This window comes from Pseudomonas sp. LAMO17WK12:I5 (assembly GCF_900215165.1).
Lineage (GTDB): Bacteria > Pseudomonadota > Gammaproteobacteria > Pseudomonadales > Pseudomonadaceae > Aquipseudomonas > Aquipseudomonas putida_A.
Genome location: NZ_OBDS01000009.1, coordinates 264182 through 279183 on the forward strand (window position 1 = coordinate 264182; position 15002 = coordinate 279183).

Here is a 15002-nt window from a genome sequence, read left to right on the forward strand (position 1 = left end):
CGAAGTCTAGTCGATAAACCGCAGCTTTCTGCCGCCAACCTATACAACCGCATCAGGCCTGAAAACCTGATAGGCGTGGTCGCCGGTAAAACGGATCAGTATCCTAGCACCCTCTCGCCCGCCGACGCTAAGACCAAGCGGGCAGCCCAACAGGTTAAAAAACGAATGAATGCTCTAGCCCGCCGCGCTGCAGGCCTGCTGCTCAGCACAGTCTGCCTGCCCCTTTCGGCCCTGGCGGCCGACCCGCAACCGACCCACGAATTCACCCTCGACAATGGCCTGAAGGTCGTCGTGCGCGAAGACCATCGCGCGCCGGTGGTGGTGTCGCAGGTCTGGTACAAGGTCGGTTCCAGCTACGAAACTCCGGGCCAGACCGGCCTGTCCCACGCGCTTGAGCACATGATGTTCAAGGGCAGCGAGAAAGTCGGTCCCGGCGAAGCCTCGCTGATCCTGCGCGACCTGGGCGCCGAAGAAAACGCCTTCACCAGCGACGATTTCACCGCTTATTACCAAGTGCTGGCCCGCGACCGTCTGGGCGTAGCGTTCGAACTGGAAGCCGACCGCATGGCCAATCTGCGCCTGCCGGCTGACGAGTTCGCCAAGGAAATCGAAGTCATCAAGGAAGAGCGTCGCCTGCGCACTGACGATAAGCCGATGTCCAAGGCTTACGAGCGTTACAAGGCGATGGCTTACCCGGCCAGCGGCTACCACACACCGACCATCGGCTGGATGGCCGACCTGGACCGGATGAAGGTCGAAGAGCTGCGCCACTGGTATCAGTCCTGGTATGTGCCAAACAACGCCACGCTGGTAGTGGTCGGCGACGTCACCCCCGATGAAGTGAAGACCCTCGCCCAACGCTACTTCGGGCCGATTGCCAAGCGCGACGTGCCACCGGCGAAGAAACCGCTGGAACTGGCCGAGCCGGGTGAGCGCCAGATCACCCTGCATGTGCAGACCCAACTTCCCAGCCTGATGCTCGGCTTCAACGTGCCAAGCATTGCCACTGCTGAAGACAAGCGCTCGGTCAACGCCCTGCGCCTGATCTCGGCGCTGCTCGACGGCGGTTACAGCGGGCGCATCCCGACGCAACTGGAGCGCGGTGAAGAGTTGGTCTCGGGCGGTTCGTCGAGCTACGACGCCTACACCCGTGGCGACAGCCTGTTCACCCTGTCGGCGACGCCGAACACCCAGAAGAAAAAGACCATGGCGCAAGCTGAAGCCGGTCTGTGGAAACTGCTGGAACAGCTGAAAACCACCGCACCGTCCGCCGAAGAACTCGAGCGCGTGCGGGCACAAGTGATTGCCGGTCTGGTGTTCGAACGTGATTCGATCACCAGTCAGGCCACCGCCATCGGCCAACTGGAAACGGTCGGGCTGTCGTGGAAGTTGATGGACACCGAACTCGCCGACCTGGAAAGCGTGACCCCGCAAGACATCCAGAACGCCGCCAAGCTGTATTTCACCCGCGAACGTCTCAGCGTCGCCCACGTCCTGCCACTGGAGACGACTCATGAGTGAGCGCAAATCCCCACGCCTGTTGCTTGGTCTGATCGCTGTGGCGGTCATCGGCTCCGCCGCGTTCTATCTGATGCCCGGTGTCAAAACCGACGCCAGCGAAGCACTGGACAACGCCAAGACCAGCCAGAAGCTGCAATCGCTGGCCGAACTCGACGGCAAGGCCCCTGCCAGCCGCAAGCTCGACGTGCAGACCTGGAACACCGCCGAAGGCGCCAAGGTGCTGTTCGTCGAAGCCCATGAGCTGCCGATGTTCGACATGCGCCTGATCTTCGCCGCCGGCAGCAGTCAGGACGGCAACGCGCCGGGCCTGGCGATCCTGACCAACGCCATGCTCAACGAAGGCGTGGCCGGCAAGGACGTTGGCGCCATCGCCCAAGGCTTCGAAGGCCTCGGTGCGGATTTCGGCAACGGCGCCTACAAGGACATGGCGCTGGCTTCGCTGCGCAGTTTGAGCGCCGCCGACCAGCGCGAGCCGGCGTTGAAGCTGTTCTCCGAAGTGGTGGGCAAACCGACCTTTCCGGCCGACTCCTTTGCGCGCATCAAGAACCAGATGCTCGCCGGTTTCGAATACCAGAAACAGAACCCCGGCAAACTCGCCAGCCTCGAGCTGATGAAGCGTTTGTACGGCGATCACCCATACGCGCACTCCAGTGACGGCAATGCGCAGAGCGTGCCGAAGATCACTCTGGCGCAACTGCGTGAATTCCACGCCAAGGCCTACGCGGCCGGCAACGTGGTGATCGCGCTGGTCGGTGACTTGTCTCGCGCCGAGGCCGAGGCGATTGCCAATCAGGTCTCCGGCGCCCTGCCCAAAGGCCCGGCGCTGGCGAAAATCGCCCAGCCGCAGGAACCGAAGGCCAGCGTCAATCACATCGAGTTCCCGTCGAAGCAGACCAACCTGTTGCTCGCGCAGCTGGGCATCGACCGTGACGACCCGGATTACGCGGCGCTGTCGATGGGTAACCAGATCCTCGGTGGCGGCGGTTTCGGTACGCGCCTGATGAGCGAAGTGCGCGAGAAGCGTGGCCTGACCTACGGCGTGTACTCGGGTTTCAGCCCGATGCAGGCTCGCGGCCCGTTCATGATCAACCTGCAAACCCGCGCGGAAATGAGCGAAGGCACGCTGAAACTGGTGCAGGACGTGCTCGCCGATTATCTGAAGACCGGCCCGACCCAGAAAGAACTCGACGACGCCAAGCGCGAGCTGGCCGGCAGCTTCCCGCTGTCCACCGCAAGCAACGCCGATATCGTCGGCCAACTGGGCGCCATGGGCTTCTATAATCTGCCGTTGAGCTATCTGGATGACTTCATGCGTCAGTCCCAGAGCCTGACTGTCGAGCAAGTCAAAGACGCGATGAACAAACACCTGAGCACGGACAAACTGGTCATCGTCAGCGCTGGCCCGACCGTGCCGCAAAAGCCGTTACCGGCCCCATCTGATAAACCTGCCGAGCAACCGCTCGGGGTTCCGGAGCATTAATGGCTACTCGTCCTAAAAAACCTGCGCAGAACGTCCACAACGGTGTGAACCAGCTGCGCATCATCGGCGGCGAATGGCGCAGCCGCAAACTGAGCTTCCCCGATGCACCGGGACTGCGCCCGACACCGGACCGTGTGCGCGAAACCCTGTTCAACTGGCTCGCGCCGTATGTGGCCGGGGCCAAGGTGCTGGACCCGTTCGCCGGCAGTGGCGCGCTGTTTCTCGAGGCACTGTCGCGTGGCGCGGCCATGGGTCAGGCGCTGGATGCCAGCCACGTTGCGGTGTCGAGCCTGAAAGAACACCTCGGTACCCTGCGCTGCACCAACGGCCAGGTGCAGACCGCCGATGCGCTGCGTTATCTGGAAACCCAGGTCGCCACGCCGTTCGACCTGGTGTTCCTCGATCCGCCGTTCAACCAGAACCTGCTGCCGGCCGTTTGCACCCTGCTGGAAGAGCGCCAATGGCTGGCGCCGGATTCGTGGATCTACACTGAAAGCGAGACCGCGCCTTCGACGCTGGGCCTGCCGGGCAACTGGCGCCTGCACCGCGAGCAGAAATCCGGGCGGGTGTACTACGCGTTGTGGCAACGTATGGCAGCTAACTGAACATATTGAACAACCTGTGGCGAGGGAGCTTGCTCCCGCTGGACTGCGCAGCAGTCCCAAAAAAGGGCCGCTTCGCGCCCCAGCGGGAGCAAGCTCCCTCGCCACAAAAGGTGTGTGCCCTCTGGAAACTGAACGCTTCACCCCCGCCTTCGGCCTCGGCAATCCGCACCTGCAAACCTTGTGGGGGCCGCTCTGGCGCAAAACCGTCCACCTTGATCGCGAGCGTGAACGCTTGTGGCTGGACGACGGGGATTTCCTCGATCTCGACTGGCATGGCCCGCACAGCGCCGAGGCGCCGCTGGTGCTGGTGCTGCACGGGCTGACCGGCTCTTCAAATTCACCCTACGTCGCCGGGATTCAGGCGGCAATCGCCACGCAAGGCTGGGCCAGCGTCGCGCTGAACTGGCGCGGTTGCTCCGGCGAACCCAACCTGCTGCCGCGCAGTTACCACTCCGGCGCCAGCGAAGACCTCGCCGAAGCCATCAGACACCTGCGCGCCAAGCGCCCGCTGGCGCCGCTGTATGCAGTCGGATACTCATTGGGCGGCAATGTGTTGCTCAAGCATCTCGGCGAGACCGGCAGCGACAGCGGCGTGCTCGGTGCAGTGGCGGTGTCGGTGCCGTTTCGCCTTGATCAGTGCGCCGACCGCATCGGTCAAGGCTTCTCCAAGGTCTATCAGGCGCACTTCATGCGCGAGATGGTCGCCTACATCAAGAACAAGCAACGTCAGTTCCAGCATGACGGACGCGAGGATGGCCTGGCGGCTCTGGCGGCGCTCGGTTCGCTGGAGAACATGCGCACCTTCTGGGACTTCGATGGCCGGATCACTGCGCCGTTGCATGGTTTTACCGATGCCGAGGATTACTATCGACAGGCATCGAGTCGCTACTTTCTCGGTGAAATCCGCACCCCGACTCTGATCATTCAGGCGGCTGACGATCCGTTCGTGTTTCCCCACAGCCTGCCGACGGCCGAAGAGCTGTCCGCCAGCACCCGGTTCGAGCTGCAGGCCAAGGGTGGGCATGTCGGCTTTGTCGATGGCACGTTGCGCCAGCCCGGTTACTACCTGGAACGGCGCATCCCGCAGTGGCTGGCCCGTGTGACGTCATGAACGATCAGGGCGAGTCGATCCGCTTCTGGCAAACCGCGCCGCTGGCCGGGGTCGAGTTGCTGTCGGCGCGCTACATCGAGCATCGCTTCGCCCCACACGTGCACGACGGCTATGTGATCGGCATGATCATGGCCGGTGCCCAGCGTTATCGCTATCGCGGTGCCGAACACCTGGCCGGCAGCGGCACGCTGGTGCTGATCAACCCGGACGAATTGCACACCGGGCACAAGGGCACCGAGGACGGCTGGCTGTACCGGGCGTTTTATCCCGATACCGGACAGATCGTTTCACTGCTCGAAGAACTGGAACTGCCCACCGCGCCGATGCCGGCCTTCGGCGCAACGCTGTACCGCGACCCGGATCTGGTCAACGGTTTCTGTCAGTTGCATCGCTTGCTGGAAAGCCCCGCCACCGCGCTGCAACAGCAAACGGTATGGCGCGAGATGATGATGCTGCTGTTGCAGCGGCATGCGGCGGTGCAGATCAACGGCAAACCGGGAAAAGAACACCGCGCGGTGGTGATGGCCAAGGAGCTGCTGCATGCCCAACTGGCTGCGCCGCCATCGCTGGAAGAACTGGCGGCTGCGGTGAATCTGTCGCCCTTCCACTTCGCCCGGATGTTCCGCCGCGCTACCGGCATGCCGCCACACACCTGGCTGATGCAACAGCGCATCGCCACGGCCCGGGGTTTATTGCAGCACGGTTGCCTGCCGGTGGAAGTCGCCATGCAACTGGGCTTCGCCGACCAGAGTCATCTGAGCCGGCAGTTCAAGCAGGTGTATGGCGTGGGGCCGGCGGCGTATCGCAGTGCCCGACAATCTATCGGCGACGATTAACCCCTGTGGGAGCGGGCTTGCTCGCGAAAGCGATGTTTCAGCAGACATCATGGTTGACTGACAAACCGCTTTCGCGAGCAACCCGCTCCCACATTGGGGGTATGGTGACTTTATTCGCCCGTGGCGATGCCTCGGGAAGGCTCGTTGATCCACTCACTCCACGACCCGGCATACAGCGAACCCAGCGGATACCCCGCCAGGCACAACGCGAACAGATTGTGACACGCCGTCACCCCGGAGCCGCAGTAAGCGACCAGCTCCGAAGGCGAACGCTCGCCGAGTTTCGCAGCAAAGCGTTGCTTGAGCTGCTCTGCTGGCAGGAAGCGTCCGTCGCTGCCGAGGTTTTCGGTAAACGCTGCGCATTGCGCGCCGGGAATGTGCCCGGCAATCGGGTCGATCGGCTCCACCTCACCCTTGAAGCGCGGCAAGGCCCGGGCGTCGATCAGGGTCAGGGACGGCTGACCGAGGCGCTTTTGCAATTGCTCGGCGCTCAGCAGCAGTTTCATGTCCGGCTGACCGCTGAAGTTGCCCCGGCTGACCGACGGCGCGTCCAGACTCAGCGGCAGACCCGCCGCGTGCCAGGCCTTGAGCCCGCCGTCGAGAATGAACACGCCATCGCGCTTGCCCAGCCACGCCAGCAACCACCAGGCGCGGGCCGCATAGACACCGGGGCCGTCGTCGTACAAAACCACATCGCTGTCGGCATTGATGCCCCACGCCTGCAGACGCTCGATCAGCGCCGCAGGCTCAGGCAACGGGTGACGTCCGGTGACGCCTTTGACCACCTTGCCACTGAGGTCACGCTCAAGGTCGGCGAAGCGGGCGCCGGCAATGTGCCCTTCGGCATAGCTGCGCTGCCCGTAGTCCGGGTCTTCGAGGGCAAAACGACAATCGAGAATCACCAGCCCCGGCTGCTCCTTGCGGGCATCCAGTGCATTCGGGCTGAGCAGTTGCGCAATCGGCATAACGGACTCCTGTGAGCGACTTCGAAATGGGTTACCGCCCTTCCTCGAGGGCCTGAGCCAGCGGCACGTAGAACTCGTCGAACAAGGCATTCACCTCTTCACGGGCCTGATCGGTGACGAATCCGGCTTCCAGCACCAGCACCTGATACACGCCACGCTTGATGGCCTGTTCGCTGAGGTGATTGGAGTTTTCCCGGGTGGTGCACAGAAAGCGCACCCACGAGGTGAGGATGATCCAGGCATTGATCGTCAGGGATTCGATCTGCACCCGATCCATCTTGAGGATGCCGGCGGCGACAAAGCCCTCGTAGATCGCCATGCCCTGAATCACGCAGCGCTGAGAGAAACGCCGGTAGCGCGCGGCCAGGTCCGGGTCGCTGTCGAGCAGGTGTTCGAGATCGCGATGCAGAAAGCGGTAGCCCCACATCGCCGACAGCAGCTCCTTGAGGTAATAGCGCTTATCTTCGACGGTGGCGGCACGCCCCTGCGGCGGGCGCAGAAAGCTGTCCACAAGCGTCTCGTACTCACTGAACAGCACGGCGATGATCGCCTGCTTGTTCGGGAAGTGGTAGTACAGATTGCCCGGAGAAATCTCCATGTGCGCGGCGATGTGATTAGTGCTGATGCTGCGCTCGCCCTGCTGATTGAACAGTTCAAGGCTGTTCTGCACGATGCGCTCGCTGGTTTTTATTCGTGGGGCCATGGCTTGAGCTTTAATTCAGAGTGCGGTGAGGGGCATCTTACGACCTAACCGGAACTGGATAAAACAAAGCTGTGTCGGGAAGTCATTTGACTTTCTAGAGCATAGACTCTAGAACGTCATCACTACAATAAATCCGGAGCCGACGATGACTGCCGACATTGCTTATCTGCAAACGCTGCAACAGCCCCTGGAAGAGCTGGATCGGCTGTTCGCGGCACAGCGCGCCGCCTATGCCGCCAACCCGATGCCAGCGGCAGATCAGCGCCAGCAATGGCTCAAGGCGTTGCGCGAATTGCTCAGCCAGGAGCGGCAGGCGCTGGTCGAGGCCATCAGCGCGGATTTCAGTCATCGCAGCGCCGATGAAACCCTGCTCGCCGAACTGATGCCCAGCCTGCACGGGATCCATTACGCCAGCCGCCACCTCAAGGGCTGGATGAAGTCGTCGCGACGCAAAGTCGGCATGGCCTTTCAGCCAGCGTCGGCGAAAGTCGTGTACCAGCCGCTTGGCGTGGTCGGCATCATCGTCCCGTGGAACTACCCGTTGTATCTGGCCATCGGCCCACTGGTCGGGGCGCTTGCGGCGGGCAACCGGGTGATGCTCAAGCTCAGCGAATCGACCCCGGCCACCGGCCAGTTGCTCAAGACCCTGCTGGGACGGATTTTTCCCGAAGATCTGGTCTGCGTGGTGCTGGGCGAGGCCGACATCGGCGTGGCGTTTTCCCGTCTGCGCTTTGATCACCTGCTGTTCACCGGCGCCACCAGCATCGGCAAACACGTGATGCGCGCTGCGGCGGAAAACCTGACTCCGGTGACTCTCGAACTGGGCGGCAAATCCCCGGCCATCGTCTCTCGCGACGTGCCGCTCAAGGACGCCGCCGAACGCATCGCCTTCGGCAAGACCCTCAACGCCGGGCAGACCTGCGTCGCCCCCGATTACGTGCTGGTGCCGCAAGACCGCGTCGGCGCGTTCGTCGAAGCCTATCGCCAGGTGGTGAACAATTTCTATCCAACCCTCGCCGACAACCCGGACTACACCGCGATCATCAACGAGCGCCAACTGGCCCGGCTCAACGGTTATGTCAGCGATGCCACGAGCAAGGGCGCGCTGCTGATCCCGCTGTTCGAACAGGGCCAGGGCCGGCGCATGCCGCACAGCCTGCTGCTCAATGTCACTGACGAGATGACCGTGATGCAGGACGAAATCTTCGGCCCGCTGCTGCCGATCGTGCCGTATCAGGATCTGGATCAGGCGTTTGCCTACATCAATCAGCGCCCGCGTCCTCTGGCGCTTTACTACTTTGGCTACGACAAGCGCGAGCAGGATCGCGTGCTGCACGAAACCCACTCCGGCGGCGTGTGCCTGAACGACACCCTGCTGCACGTGGCGCAGGACGACATGCCGTTCGGCGGCATCGGCCCGTCGGGCATGGGTCATTACCACGGCCACGAAGGCTTCCTGACCTTCAGCAAGGCCAAGGGTGTGCTGATCAAACAGCGCTTCAATGCAGCGAAGCTGATTTATCCGCCCTACGGCAAATCGATTCAGAAACTGATCCAGAAGCTGTTCATCCGCTAATCGTCGTCACCGCCGGGTAATAACAACAATGCACCCAAGCCTGACCGAAACACCTGCCCTGTCGCGCCGTGGCCTGCTGAAGTTCAGCCTCGGCGCCACGGCTTTTCTCGCCACCGCCGGCCTCGGCGCCAGCCTCAGTGGCTGCTCATCGAGTGTCGCGGCCAACGGCTTCGTCACTTTGCGCGACGGCGACCTGCTGTTTCTGCGCGCACTGATTCCGGTGATGCTCGAAGGCGCCGTGGCCGCCGAAAAAATGCCCGGCGCCGTCGATGGCACCCTCAAATCGCTGGACTACAGCCTCGATCACCTGTCGCCGGAAATGCTCAAACTCACCCGGCAATTGTTCGATGTGCTCGGCATGACCGTCACCCGCGGTCCGCTCACCGGGATCTGGGGCAGTTGGGAAAACGCCAGCCACGAGGCCATGCGCCACTTCCTCGAGCGCTGGCAGAACAGTTCATTGAGCCTGCTGCGCATGGGCCACAGCTCATTGCAGCAGATGGTGATGATGGCCTGGTACACCCGCGCCGAGTCCTGGGGCCATTGCGGCTACCCCGGCCCGCCCACGGTCTGAAATCGAGTCGGGCCGTTCGCGAGCAAGCTCGCTCCCACAAGGGAATGCGGTGCAAATATGGGAGCGAGCCTGCTCGCGAAGGGGCCCCCAAGAACAACAAGAACAAGAGAACCTGATCAATGCCCGTACCCGACCCGTTCCGCGAAGGCCTCGCCCGTGGCTGGAAAACCTACAACGGCGCACAACTGACCGGCGACCTGACGCTGGAAGCCGACGTGGCCATCATCGGCAGCGGTGCCGGTGGCGGCACCACCGCAGAAATCCTCAGCGCCGCCGGCTACAAGGTGCTGCTGATCGAGGAAGGCCCGCTCAAGACCAGCTCCGACTTCAAGATGCTCGAAGACCAGGCCTACAGCAGCCTCTATCAGGAAGGCATCGGCCGCATGAGCAAGGACGGCGCGATCACCATCCTCCAGGGCCGTGCGGTGGGCGGCACCACGCTGATCAACTGGACATCGAGCTTCCGCACACCCGAGCCGACCCTCGAACACTGGGCGAAAGAGCACAACGTCAAAGGCCACAGCCCGGCCGAAATGGCGCCATGGTTCGAGAAAATGGAACAGCGTCTGGGCGTCGCGCCGTGGATGGTTCCGCCCAATGCCAACAACGACGTAATCCGCAAAGGCTGTGAACAACTCGGCTACAGCTGGCACGTGATCCCGCGCAACGTGCGCGGCTGCTGGAACCTCGGTTACTGCGGCATGGGCTGCCCGACCAACGCCAAGCAGTCGATGATGGTCACGACCATCCCGGCGACCCTGGAAAAGGGCGGCGAGTTGCTGTACCTGGCCCGCGCGGAAAAACTGCTGATCAGTGGCGACAAGATCACTGGCCTGCAATGCGTAGCGATGGACGAGCGTTGCGTCGCGCCGACCGGCCACACCATCACGGTCAAGGCCCGGCATTACGTGCTGGCCGGCGGTGGCATCAACAGCCCGGCACTGCTGCTGCGCTCGGATGCACCGGATCCGCATCAGCGCCTCGGCAAACGCACGTTCCTGCATCTGGTGAACATGTCCGCCGGGCGTTTCGACGAGGTGATCAACCCGTTCTACGGCGCGCCGCAGTCGATCTACTCGGATCATTTCCAGTGGAAGGACGGCACCAGTGGGCCGATGGGCTACAAACTCGAAGTGCCACCGCTGCAACCGGCACTGGCCGCGACCTTGCTCGGCGGTTTCGGCCAGCAGAATGCCGAACACATGGCCGACCTGCCGCACACCCACGCGATGCTCGCGTTGCTGCGCGACGGTTTCCACCCGGACAGCCCCGGCGGCAGTGTCGAACTGCGCGGTGATGGCTCGCCGGTGCTCGACTATCAAGTCTCGCCTTATGCCTGGGAGGGCCTGCGCCGCGCCTTTCACAGCATGGCCGAGATCCAGTTTGCCGGCGGCGCCAAAGCCGTAATGCCGATGCACGCCGATGCGCGCTACGTGAAAACCCTGGCCGAAGCCCGCACGCTGATCAACGTTCTGAGCCTTGAGCTGTATCGCACGCGGCTGGGCAGTGCCCACGTGATGGGCGGTTGCGCAATGGGTGAAGACCCGAAAAACGCAGTCACCGACAGCCTTGGCCGGCATCATCAACTGAGCAATCTGTCGATTCACGACGGCTCGCTGTTCCCCACCAGCATTGGCGCCAACCCGCAATTGTCGGTGTATGGGCTGACAGCACAATTGGCGACTGCCCTCGCCGATCGGCTGAGAAATCCGTGAAAAAACCGGTTTATCGCGTCGTCTATAGTGCTTTCTTACCCAACAGGCGACTTGGCCGACCGGGACGGCTGCGATACCATCCGACTCCCCAACGGACTCCCGCCAGGACGACGCGATGAACCGAGTGTTGTACCCAGGTACCTTCGACCCTATTACCAAAGGGCATGGCGATCTGGTCGAACGCGCCTCGCGCCTGTTCGATCACGTGATCATTGCGGTCGCCGCCAGCCCGAAGAAAAACCCACTGTTCCCGCTGGAACAACGGGTTGAGCTGGCTCGCGAGGTCACCAAACACCTTCCCAACGTCGAAGTGGTCGGCTTCTCGACGCTGCTGGCGCATTTCGCCAAGGAACAGAACGCCAATGTGTTCCTTCGTGGCCTGCGTGCGGTGTCGGACTTCGAATACGAATTCCAGCTGGCCAACATGAACCGCCAGTTGGCCCCGGACGTCGAGAGCCTGTTTCTCACCCCGTCCGAGCGTTATTCGTTCATTTCCTCGACGCTGGTGCGGGAAATTGCCGCGCTGGGCGGCGATATCAGCAAGTTCGTGCACCCGGCCGTGGCCGATGCCCTGACCCTGCGCTTCAAGAAGTAACGACCGTTCAAACGGCGCCCGCGTGCACTGCGGGCGCCAATGCGGCACAATTGCGCGCATTGATTTATAGCGCCCGGGCCTGCCGCCCCGGCTGGAGTTAGCATGTCCCTGATCATCACCGACGATTGCATCAACTGCGACGTCTGCGAACCCGAGTGCCCGAACGCCGCGATTTCCCAAGGCGAAGAGATCTATGTGATCGACCCGAACCTGTGCACCCAGTGCGTCGGCCACTACGACGAGCCGCAGTGCCAACAGGTCTGCCCGGTGGATTGCATTCCGCTGGACGAGGCGCATCCGGAAACTGAAGAACAGTTGATGGAGAAGTACCGCAAGATTACCGGCAAGGCCTGAGTCCTTCAGCGCCTGTTCCGACGCCATCGCGGGCAAGCCCGCTCCCACAGGGTTGTGTGGTGATACACAAATCGTGTGAACACCGAAATCCTTGTGGGAGCGGGCTTGCCCGCGATGAGGCCATCAGTAACACCGCTGATCTCGGATCAGCTTACTCGCGCTGCTCAAACCCCTCCCCCGTACACCCCAGACACCGCACAAACGCCGCCTTCGCCGGATCCACCACCAGCGCCTGCCCCGCATCACCTACCCCGCCACCCAGCGCGGTAAACGGCAATGACACCACAAACACCCCCGCACCCAGCACCGTTGCCACCACCAATAAAGGTCGGGCAATCAGCAAATCGCCGATCATGGCGTAGGCGGGAGGGTTCTGGATGGTGTAGCGCGGATCACCGCTGCCGTTTTCCGTGGCCTGAACGGCCAGGCTGGAACACAGCAGCAGTGCGGCAAACAGGACTTGCAAGGACTTCATGGCACGATCCTTCGGGCTGAACAGTGAGACAACTCACTATAGACCGTAGGACTTTTTCAGATTTTTGCCTCAGGTCTGGCAGCGCGGACAGAACACACTGGCCCGTTGCCCCAGCTTCACTTCCCGCAGGCCAGTACCGCAGACCTTGCAGTGTTCACCACCGCGACCATAGACAAACAGTTCCTGCTGGAAGTAGCCGGGCTGCCCGTCACCGCCGATGAAATCCCGCAACGTGGTGCCGCCGCGCTCGATGGCTGCGGCGAGGATGCGTTTGATCTCGATCGCCAGCTTCAGATACCGCGCGCGGGAGATGCTCTTGGCTTCGCGGCGCGGATCGATCCCGGCGGCGAACAGCGCTTCGGTCGCGTAAATATTGCCGACGCCTACCACCACCGCGTTGTCCATGATGAACGGCTTGACCGCCATCGAACGCCCACGCGACAGCTGGAACAGGCGCTCGCCGTCGAACAGATCGGTCAACGGCTCCGGCCCGAGGCGAATCAGCAGTTCGTGATTGAGCGGATCGGTACTCCACAGCATCGCACCGAAGCGGCGCGGATCGGTGTAGCGCAACGCCAGACCGGATTCCAGCTCGATATCGACGTGCTCATGCTTGAGCGCCGGCAACCCGACTTCCACCAGCCGCAAGTTGCCCGACATGCCCAAGTGACTGATCAACGTGCCGACTTCGGCATTGATCAACAGATACTTGGCCCGCCGCTCGACCAGCACGATGCGCTGCCCGGACAGGCGCACATCGAGGTCTTCAGGGATCGGCCAGCGCAGCCGGCGGTCACGCACGATCACCCGGCTGACGCGCTGGCCCTCCAGGTGCGGAGCAATGCCCCGGCGGGTGGTTTCGACTTCCGGCAATTCAGGCATGGCGTTCTCGAATCAATGCGCGCCGAGGTCGCGGATCGTCTGTTTGAGGGTTTCGAAATCGTAGTCCGACAGGCCCACGTAATCGAGAATCAGCGGGCCAATGCTGTTCCACTCGTGGTCTTCGGTCTGGTTGCCCAGCACCCGATAAGACGCACAGATGTGCTCGGCCATCTTCAGGATCGCCAGCAGATTCTTCATCTGGCTGTTGCGCGAGGATTCGTCGCTGAAGATCGCCAGCGCATTGTGGTGATTGGCGATCGCCGTGCTGACGTGTTCCGGCAGGCGCCACGACTTGGCGGTGTAGTAGCCGACCACGGCGTGGTTGGTATTGAACTCGGCGTTCTCGGTGTCCACCACCCGGCATTCGGCGCTGGCATTGGCGTAAGCCTTTTCCAGTACCGACATGTAGTTGGGGAAGCGCTGCAGCATCAACGGCACGCCGCAGTCGTGGAACAGCCCCAAGGCATAGGCTTCGTCGCCGGCCTGAGTGCCGATGCGCTTGGCCAGGGTCAGGCACGTCATCGCCACGTCCTGGGCGGTGTCCCAGAAACGGTTGAGGGTGACGATGGTGTCATCGTTCATCTCGCCCTTGATCGACTGCGCGTTGATCAGGTTGATGATCGAACGGCTGCCCAACAGATTCACCGCACGCTGGATCGAAGTGATCTTGTTGCTCAGGCCGTAATACGGCGAGTTGACGATTTTCAGCAGAGAACCGGACAGGCCGGGATCCTGGGCGATCAGCTTGGCGATCACCTCCAGGTCCGGGTCGGGCATGTACTGCTCCATCTGCAGATCCACCATGATCTGCGGCTGCGCGGGCACGCTGATGCCTTGCAGGGATTGTTGAATCTGTTCGGTGGTCAGCTCTTGGGACATAAGTACACACTCTGGGACAGGCGGCGATTCTAACCTCTAAAAACCGCAGGACGACACACCAGTGGGCAATTGTCAGGAACTTTCATTCACGCTCAGGCTTCGGACTTTGTAACGCCGACCGGACAATCAAGCACCGGCTCGGCGGTAATTTCCCGCAGACTCAGGAGCTTATCGATGGCTACTTCCCTCACTGGCAAACGCGTCGCCATTTTAGTAACAGACGGTTTCGAACAGGTCGAACTGACCGGGCCCAAGCAAGCACTGGAGCAGGCCGGCGCCCAGGTCGACATCCTTTCGGCCGAGGCCGGCAAGGTCAAAGGCTGGAACCACGACAAACCGGCGGATGACTTCAAGGTCGATCAGACCTTTCAAGGCGCCAGCAGCGAGCAGTACGACGCGATCGTCCTGCCGGGCGGCGTACAGAACTCCGACACCATCCGCATCGACCAGGACGCCCAGCATCTGGTGAAAACCGGGGCCTCCGCCGGCAAACCGATTGCGGTGATCTGCCATGGCGGCTGGTTGCTGATTTCCGCCGGGCTGGTCAACGGCAAGACCATGACCAGTTTCAAGACACTCAAGGATGACCTGGTCAATGCCGGGGCCAACTGGGTCGACAAGGAAGTGGTCAAGGACGGTCACCTGATCAGCAGCCGTCAGCCGGACGATATTCCAGCGTTCAACCGTGAGTTGATCGACGCGCTCTCTGCCTGATCTGTGGGCTTGTGAGT

Annotated in this window: 16 protein-coding genes; 11 read left to right on the top strand and 5 right to left on the bottom strand. The window is 62.2% G+C overall.

Annotated features, from left to right (window positions below):
- The first annotated feature begins 165 nt into the window (after positions 1-165).
- The 5 genes from CRO59_RS17975 to CRO59_RS17995 all read left to right on the top strand — a co-directional run bounded on the left by CRO59_RS17975 (position 166) and on the right by CRO59_RS17995 (position 5553).
- Positions 166-1521, top strand: coding sequence for a pitrilysin family protein (locus tag CRO59_RS17975; protein ID WP_025112091.1), 1356 nt, complete (start codon positions 166-168; stop codon positions 1519-1521).
- A complete protein-coding gene (locus CRO59_RS17980) occupies positions 1514-3001 on the top strand; it encodes a pitrilysin family protein (RefSeq protein WP_097088958.1) in 1488 nt (495 codons plus the stop codon). The genes CRO59_RS17975 and CRO59_RS17980 overlap by 8 nt, the downstream gene beginning before the upstream one ends.
- Complete coding sequence (gene rsmD / locus CRO59_RS17985; RefSeq protein WP_097088957.1) at positions 3001-3606, top strand: 16S rRNA (guanine(966)-N(2))-methyltransferase RsmD; 606 nt, start codon at positions 3001-3003, stop codon at positions 3604-3606. Before CRO59_RS17980 ends, rsmD begins: the two co-directional genes overlap by 1 nt.
- Before the next feature lie 112 nt (positions 3607-3718).
- Positions 3719-4717: a hydrolase gene (locus tag CRO59_RS17990; protein WP_097088955.1), complete on the top strand. Its 999-nt coding sequence runs from the start codon at positions 3719-3721 to the stop codon at positions 4715-4717.
- A complete protein-coding gene (locus tag CRO59_RS17995) occupies positions 4714-5553 on the top strand; it encodes an AraC family transcriptional regulator (RefSeq protein WP_097088953.1) in 840 nt (279 codons plus the stop codon). The genes CRO59_RS17990 and CRO59_RS17995 overlap by 4 nt, the downstream gene beginning before the upstream one ends.
- Before the next feature lie 110 nt (positions 5554-5663).
- Here the strand turns inward: CRO59_RS17995 and CRO59_RS18000 are convergent, their stop codons facing one another.
- Positions 5664-6518, bottom strand: coding sequence for a sulfurtransferase (locus CRO59_RS18000; protein WP_097088951.1), 855 nt, complete (start codon positions 6516-6518; stop codon positions 5664-5666).
- 31 nt (positions 6519-6549) lie between these two features.
- A complete protein-coding gene (locus CRO59_RS18005) occupies positions 6550-7221 on the bottom strand; it encodes a TetR/AcrR family transcriptional regulator (protein ID WP_027610562.1) in 672 nt (223 codons plus the stop codon).
- Positions 7222-7366: 145 nt separating this feature from the next.
- Between CRO59_RS18005 and CRO59_RS18010 the strand changes: the two genes are divergently transcribed.
- The 5 genes from CRO59_RS18010 (at position 7367) to CRO59_RS18030 (ending at position 12035) form a co-directional block, all read left to right on the top strand.
- Positions 7367-8797, top strand: a complete 1431-nt coding sequence (locus tag CRO59_RS18010; protein WP_097088949.1) for a coniferyl aldehyde dehydrogenase — start codon at positions 7367-7369, stop codon at positions 8795-8797.
- Positions 8798-8825: 28 nt separating this feature from the next.
- Complete coding sequence (locus CRO59_RS18015; RefSeq protein WP_096795772.1) at positions 8826-9371, top strand: twin-arginine translocation pathway signal protein; 546 nt, start codon at positions 8826-8828, stop codon at positions 9369-9371.
- A gap of 119 nt (positions 9372-9490) precedes the next feature.
- A complete protein-coding gene (locus tag CRO59_RS18020) occupies positions 9491-11086 on the top strand; it encodes a GMC family oxidoreductase (protein ID WP_097088948.1) in 1596 nt (531 codons plus the stop codon).
- A gap of 115 nt (positions 11087-11201) precedes the next feature.
- Positions 11202-11681: a pantetheine-phosphate adenylyltransferase gene (gene coaD / locus CRO59_RS18025; protein ID WP_003229157.1), complete on the top strand. Its 480-nt coding sequence runs from the start codon at positions 11202-11204 to the stop codon at positions 11679-11681.
- A 102-nt stretch (positions 11682-11783) separates the two neighbouring features.
- Positions 11784-12035: a YfhL family 4Fe-4S dicluster ferredoxin gene (locus CRO59_RS18030; RefSeq protein WP_003195146.1), complete on the top strand. Its 252-nt coding sequence runs from the start codon at positions 11784-11786 to the stop codon at positions 12033-12035.
- Positions 12036-12186: 151 nt separating this feature from the next.
- Here the strand turns inward: CRO59_RS18030 and CRO59_RS18035 are convergent, their stop codons facing one another.
- From CRO59_RS18035 to CRO59_RS18045, 3 genes are all read right to left on the bottom strand, one after another.
- The gene (locus tag CRO59_RS18035; protein WP_096795774.1) at positions 12187-12510 is read right to left on the bottom strand and encodes a multidrug transporter; all 324 of its coding nucleotides are present in this window, start codon (positions 12508-12510) and stop codon (positions 12187-12189) included.
- A 69-nt stretch (positions 12511-12579) separates the two neighbouring features.
- Positions 12580-13392, bottom strand: a complete 813-nt coding sequence (gene mutM / locus CRO59_RS18040; protein ID WP_003229159.1) for a bifunctional DNA-formamidopyrimidine glycosylase/DNA-(apurinic or apyrimidinic site) lyase — start codon at positions 13390-13392, stop codon at positions 12580-12582.
- Positions 13393-13404: 12 nt separating this feature from the next.
- Positions 13405-14217 (bottom strand): HDOD domain-containing protein, encoded by an 813-nt coding sequence (locus tag CRO59_RS18045; protein WP_171061892.1) that lies wholly within the window; start codon positions 14215-14217, stop codon positions 13405-13407.
- 228 nt (positions 14218-14445) lie between these two features.
- Here CRO59_RS18045 and CRO59_RS18050 point away from each other — a divergent pair, with 228 nt between their 5' ends.
- On the top strand, positions 14446-14985 hold the full coding sequence (locus CRO59_RS18050; protein WP_097088946.1) for a type 1 glutamine amidotransferase domain-containing protein: 540 nt from the start codon (positions 14446-14448) through the stop codon (positions 14983-14985).
- The last annotated feature ends 17 nt before the right edge of the window (positions 14986-15002 follow it).

Excerpts from the sequence above, each read along its gene's own strand:
- CRO59_RS17980 (WP_097088958.1), top strand. The coding sequence starts at position 1,514 with ATGAGTGAGCGCAAATCCCCACGCCTGTTGCTTGGTCTGATCGCTGTG.
- coaD (WP_003229157.1), top strand. The coding sequence starts at position 11,202 with ATGAACCGAGTGTTGTACCCAGGTACCTTCGACCCTATTACCAAAGGG.
- CRO59_RS18015 (WP_096795772.1), top strand. The coding sequence starts at position 8,826 with ATGCACCCAAGCCTGACCGAAACACCTGCCCTGTCGCGCCGTGGCCTG.
- CRO59_RS17975 (WP_025112091.1), top strand. The coding sequence starts at position 166 with ATGAATGCTCTAGCCCGCCGCGCTGCAGGCCTGCTGCTCAGCACAGTC.
- CRO59_RS17995 (WP_097088953.1), top strand. The coding sequence starts at position 4,714 with ATGAACGATCAGGGCGAGTCGATCCGCTTCTGGCAAACCGCGCCGCTG.
- CRO59_RS18035 (WP_096795774.1), bottom strand. The coding sequence starts at position 12,510 with ATGAAGTCCTTGCAAGTCCTGTTTGCCGCACTGCTGCTGTGTTCCAGC.
- CRO59_RS18000 (WP_097088951.1), bottom strand. The coding sequence starts at position 6,518 with ATGCCGATTGCGCAACTGCTCAGCCCGAATGCACTGGATGCCCGCAAG.
- CRO59_RS18050 (WP_097088946.1), top strand. The coding sequence starts at position 14,446 with ATGGCTACTTCCCTCACTGGCAAACGCGTCGCCATTTTAGTAACAGAC.
- mutM (WP_003229159.1), bottom strand. The coding sequence starts at position 13,392 with ATGCCTGAATTGCCGGAAGTCGAAACCACCCGCCGGGGCATTGCTCCG.
- CRO59_RS18010 (WP_097088949.1), top strand. The coding sequence starts at position 7,367 with ATGACTGCCGACATTGCTTATCTGCAAACGCTGCAACAGCCCCTGGAA.
- CRO59_RS18030 (WP_003195146.1), top strand. The coding sequence starts at position 11,784 with ATGTCCCTGATCATCACCGACGATTGCATCAACTGCGACGTCTGCGAA.
- CRO59_RS18005 (WP_027610562.1), bottom strand. The coding sequence starts at position 7,221 with ATGGCCCCACGAATAAAAACCAGCGAGCGCATCGTGCAGAACAGCCTT.
- rsmD (WP_097088957.1), top strand. The coding sequence starts at position 3,001 with ATGGCTACTCGTCCTAAAAAACCTGCGCAGAACGTCCACAACGGTGTG.
- CRO59_RS18020 (WP_097088948.1), top strand. The coding sequence starts at position 9,491 with ATGCCCGTACCCGACCCGTTCCGCGAAGGCCTCGCCCGTGGCTGGAAA.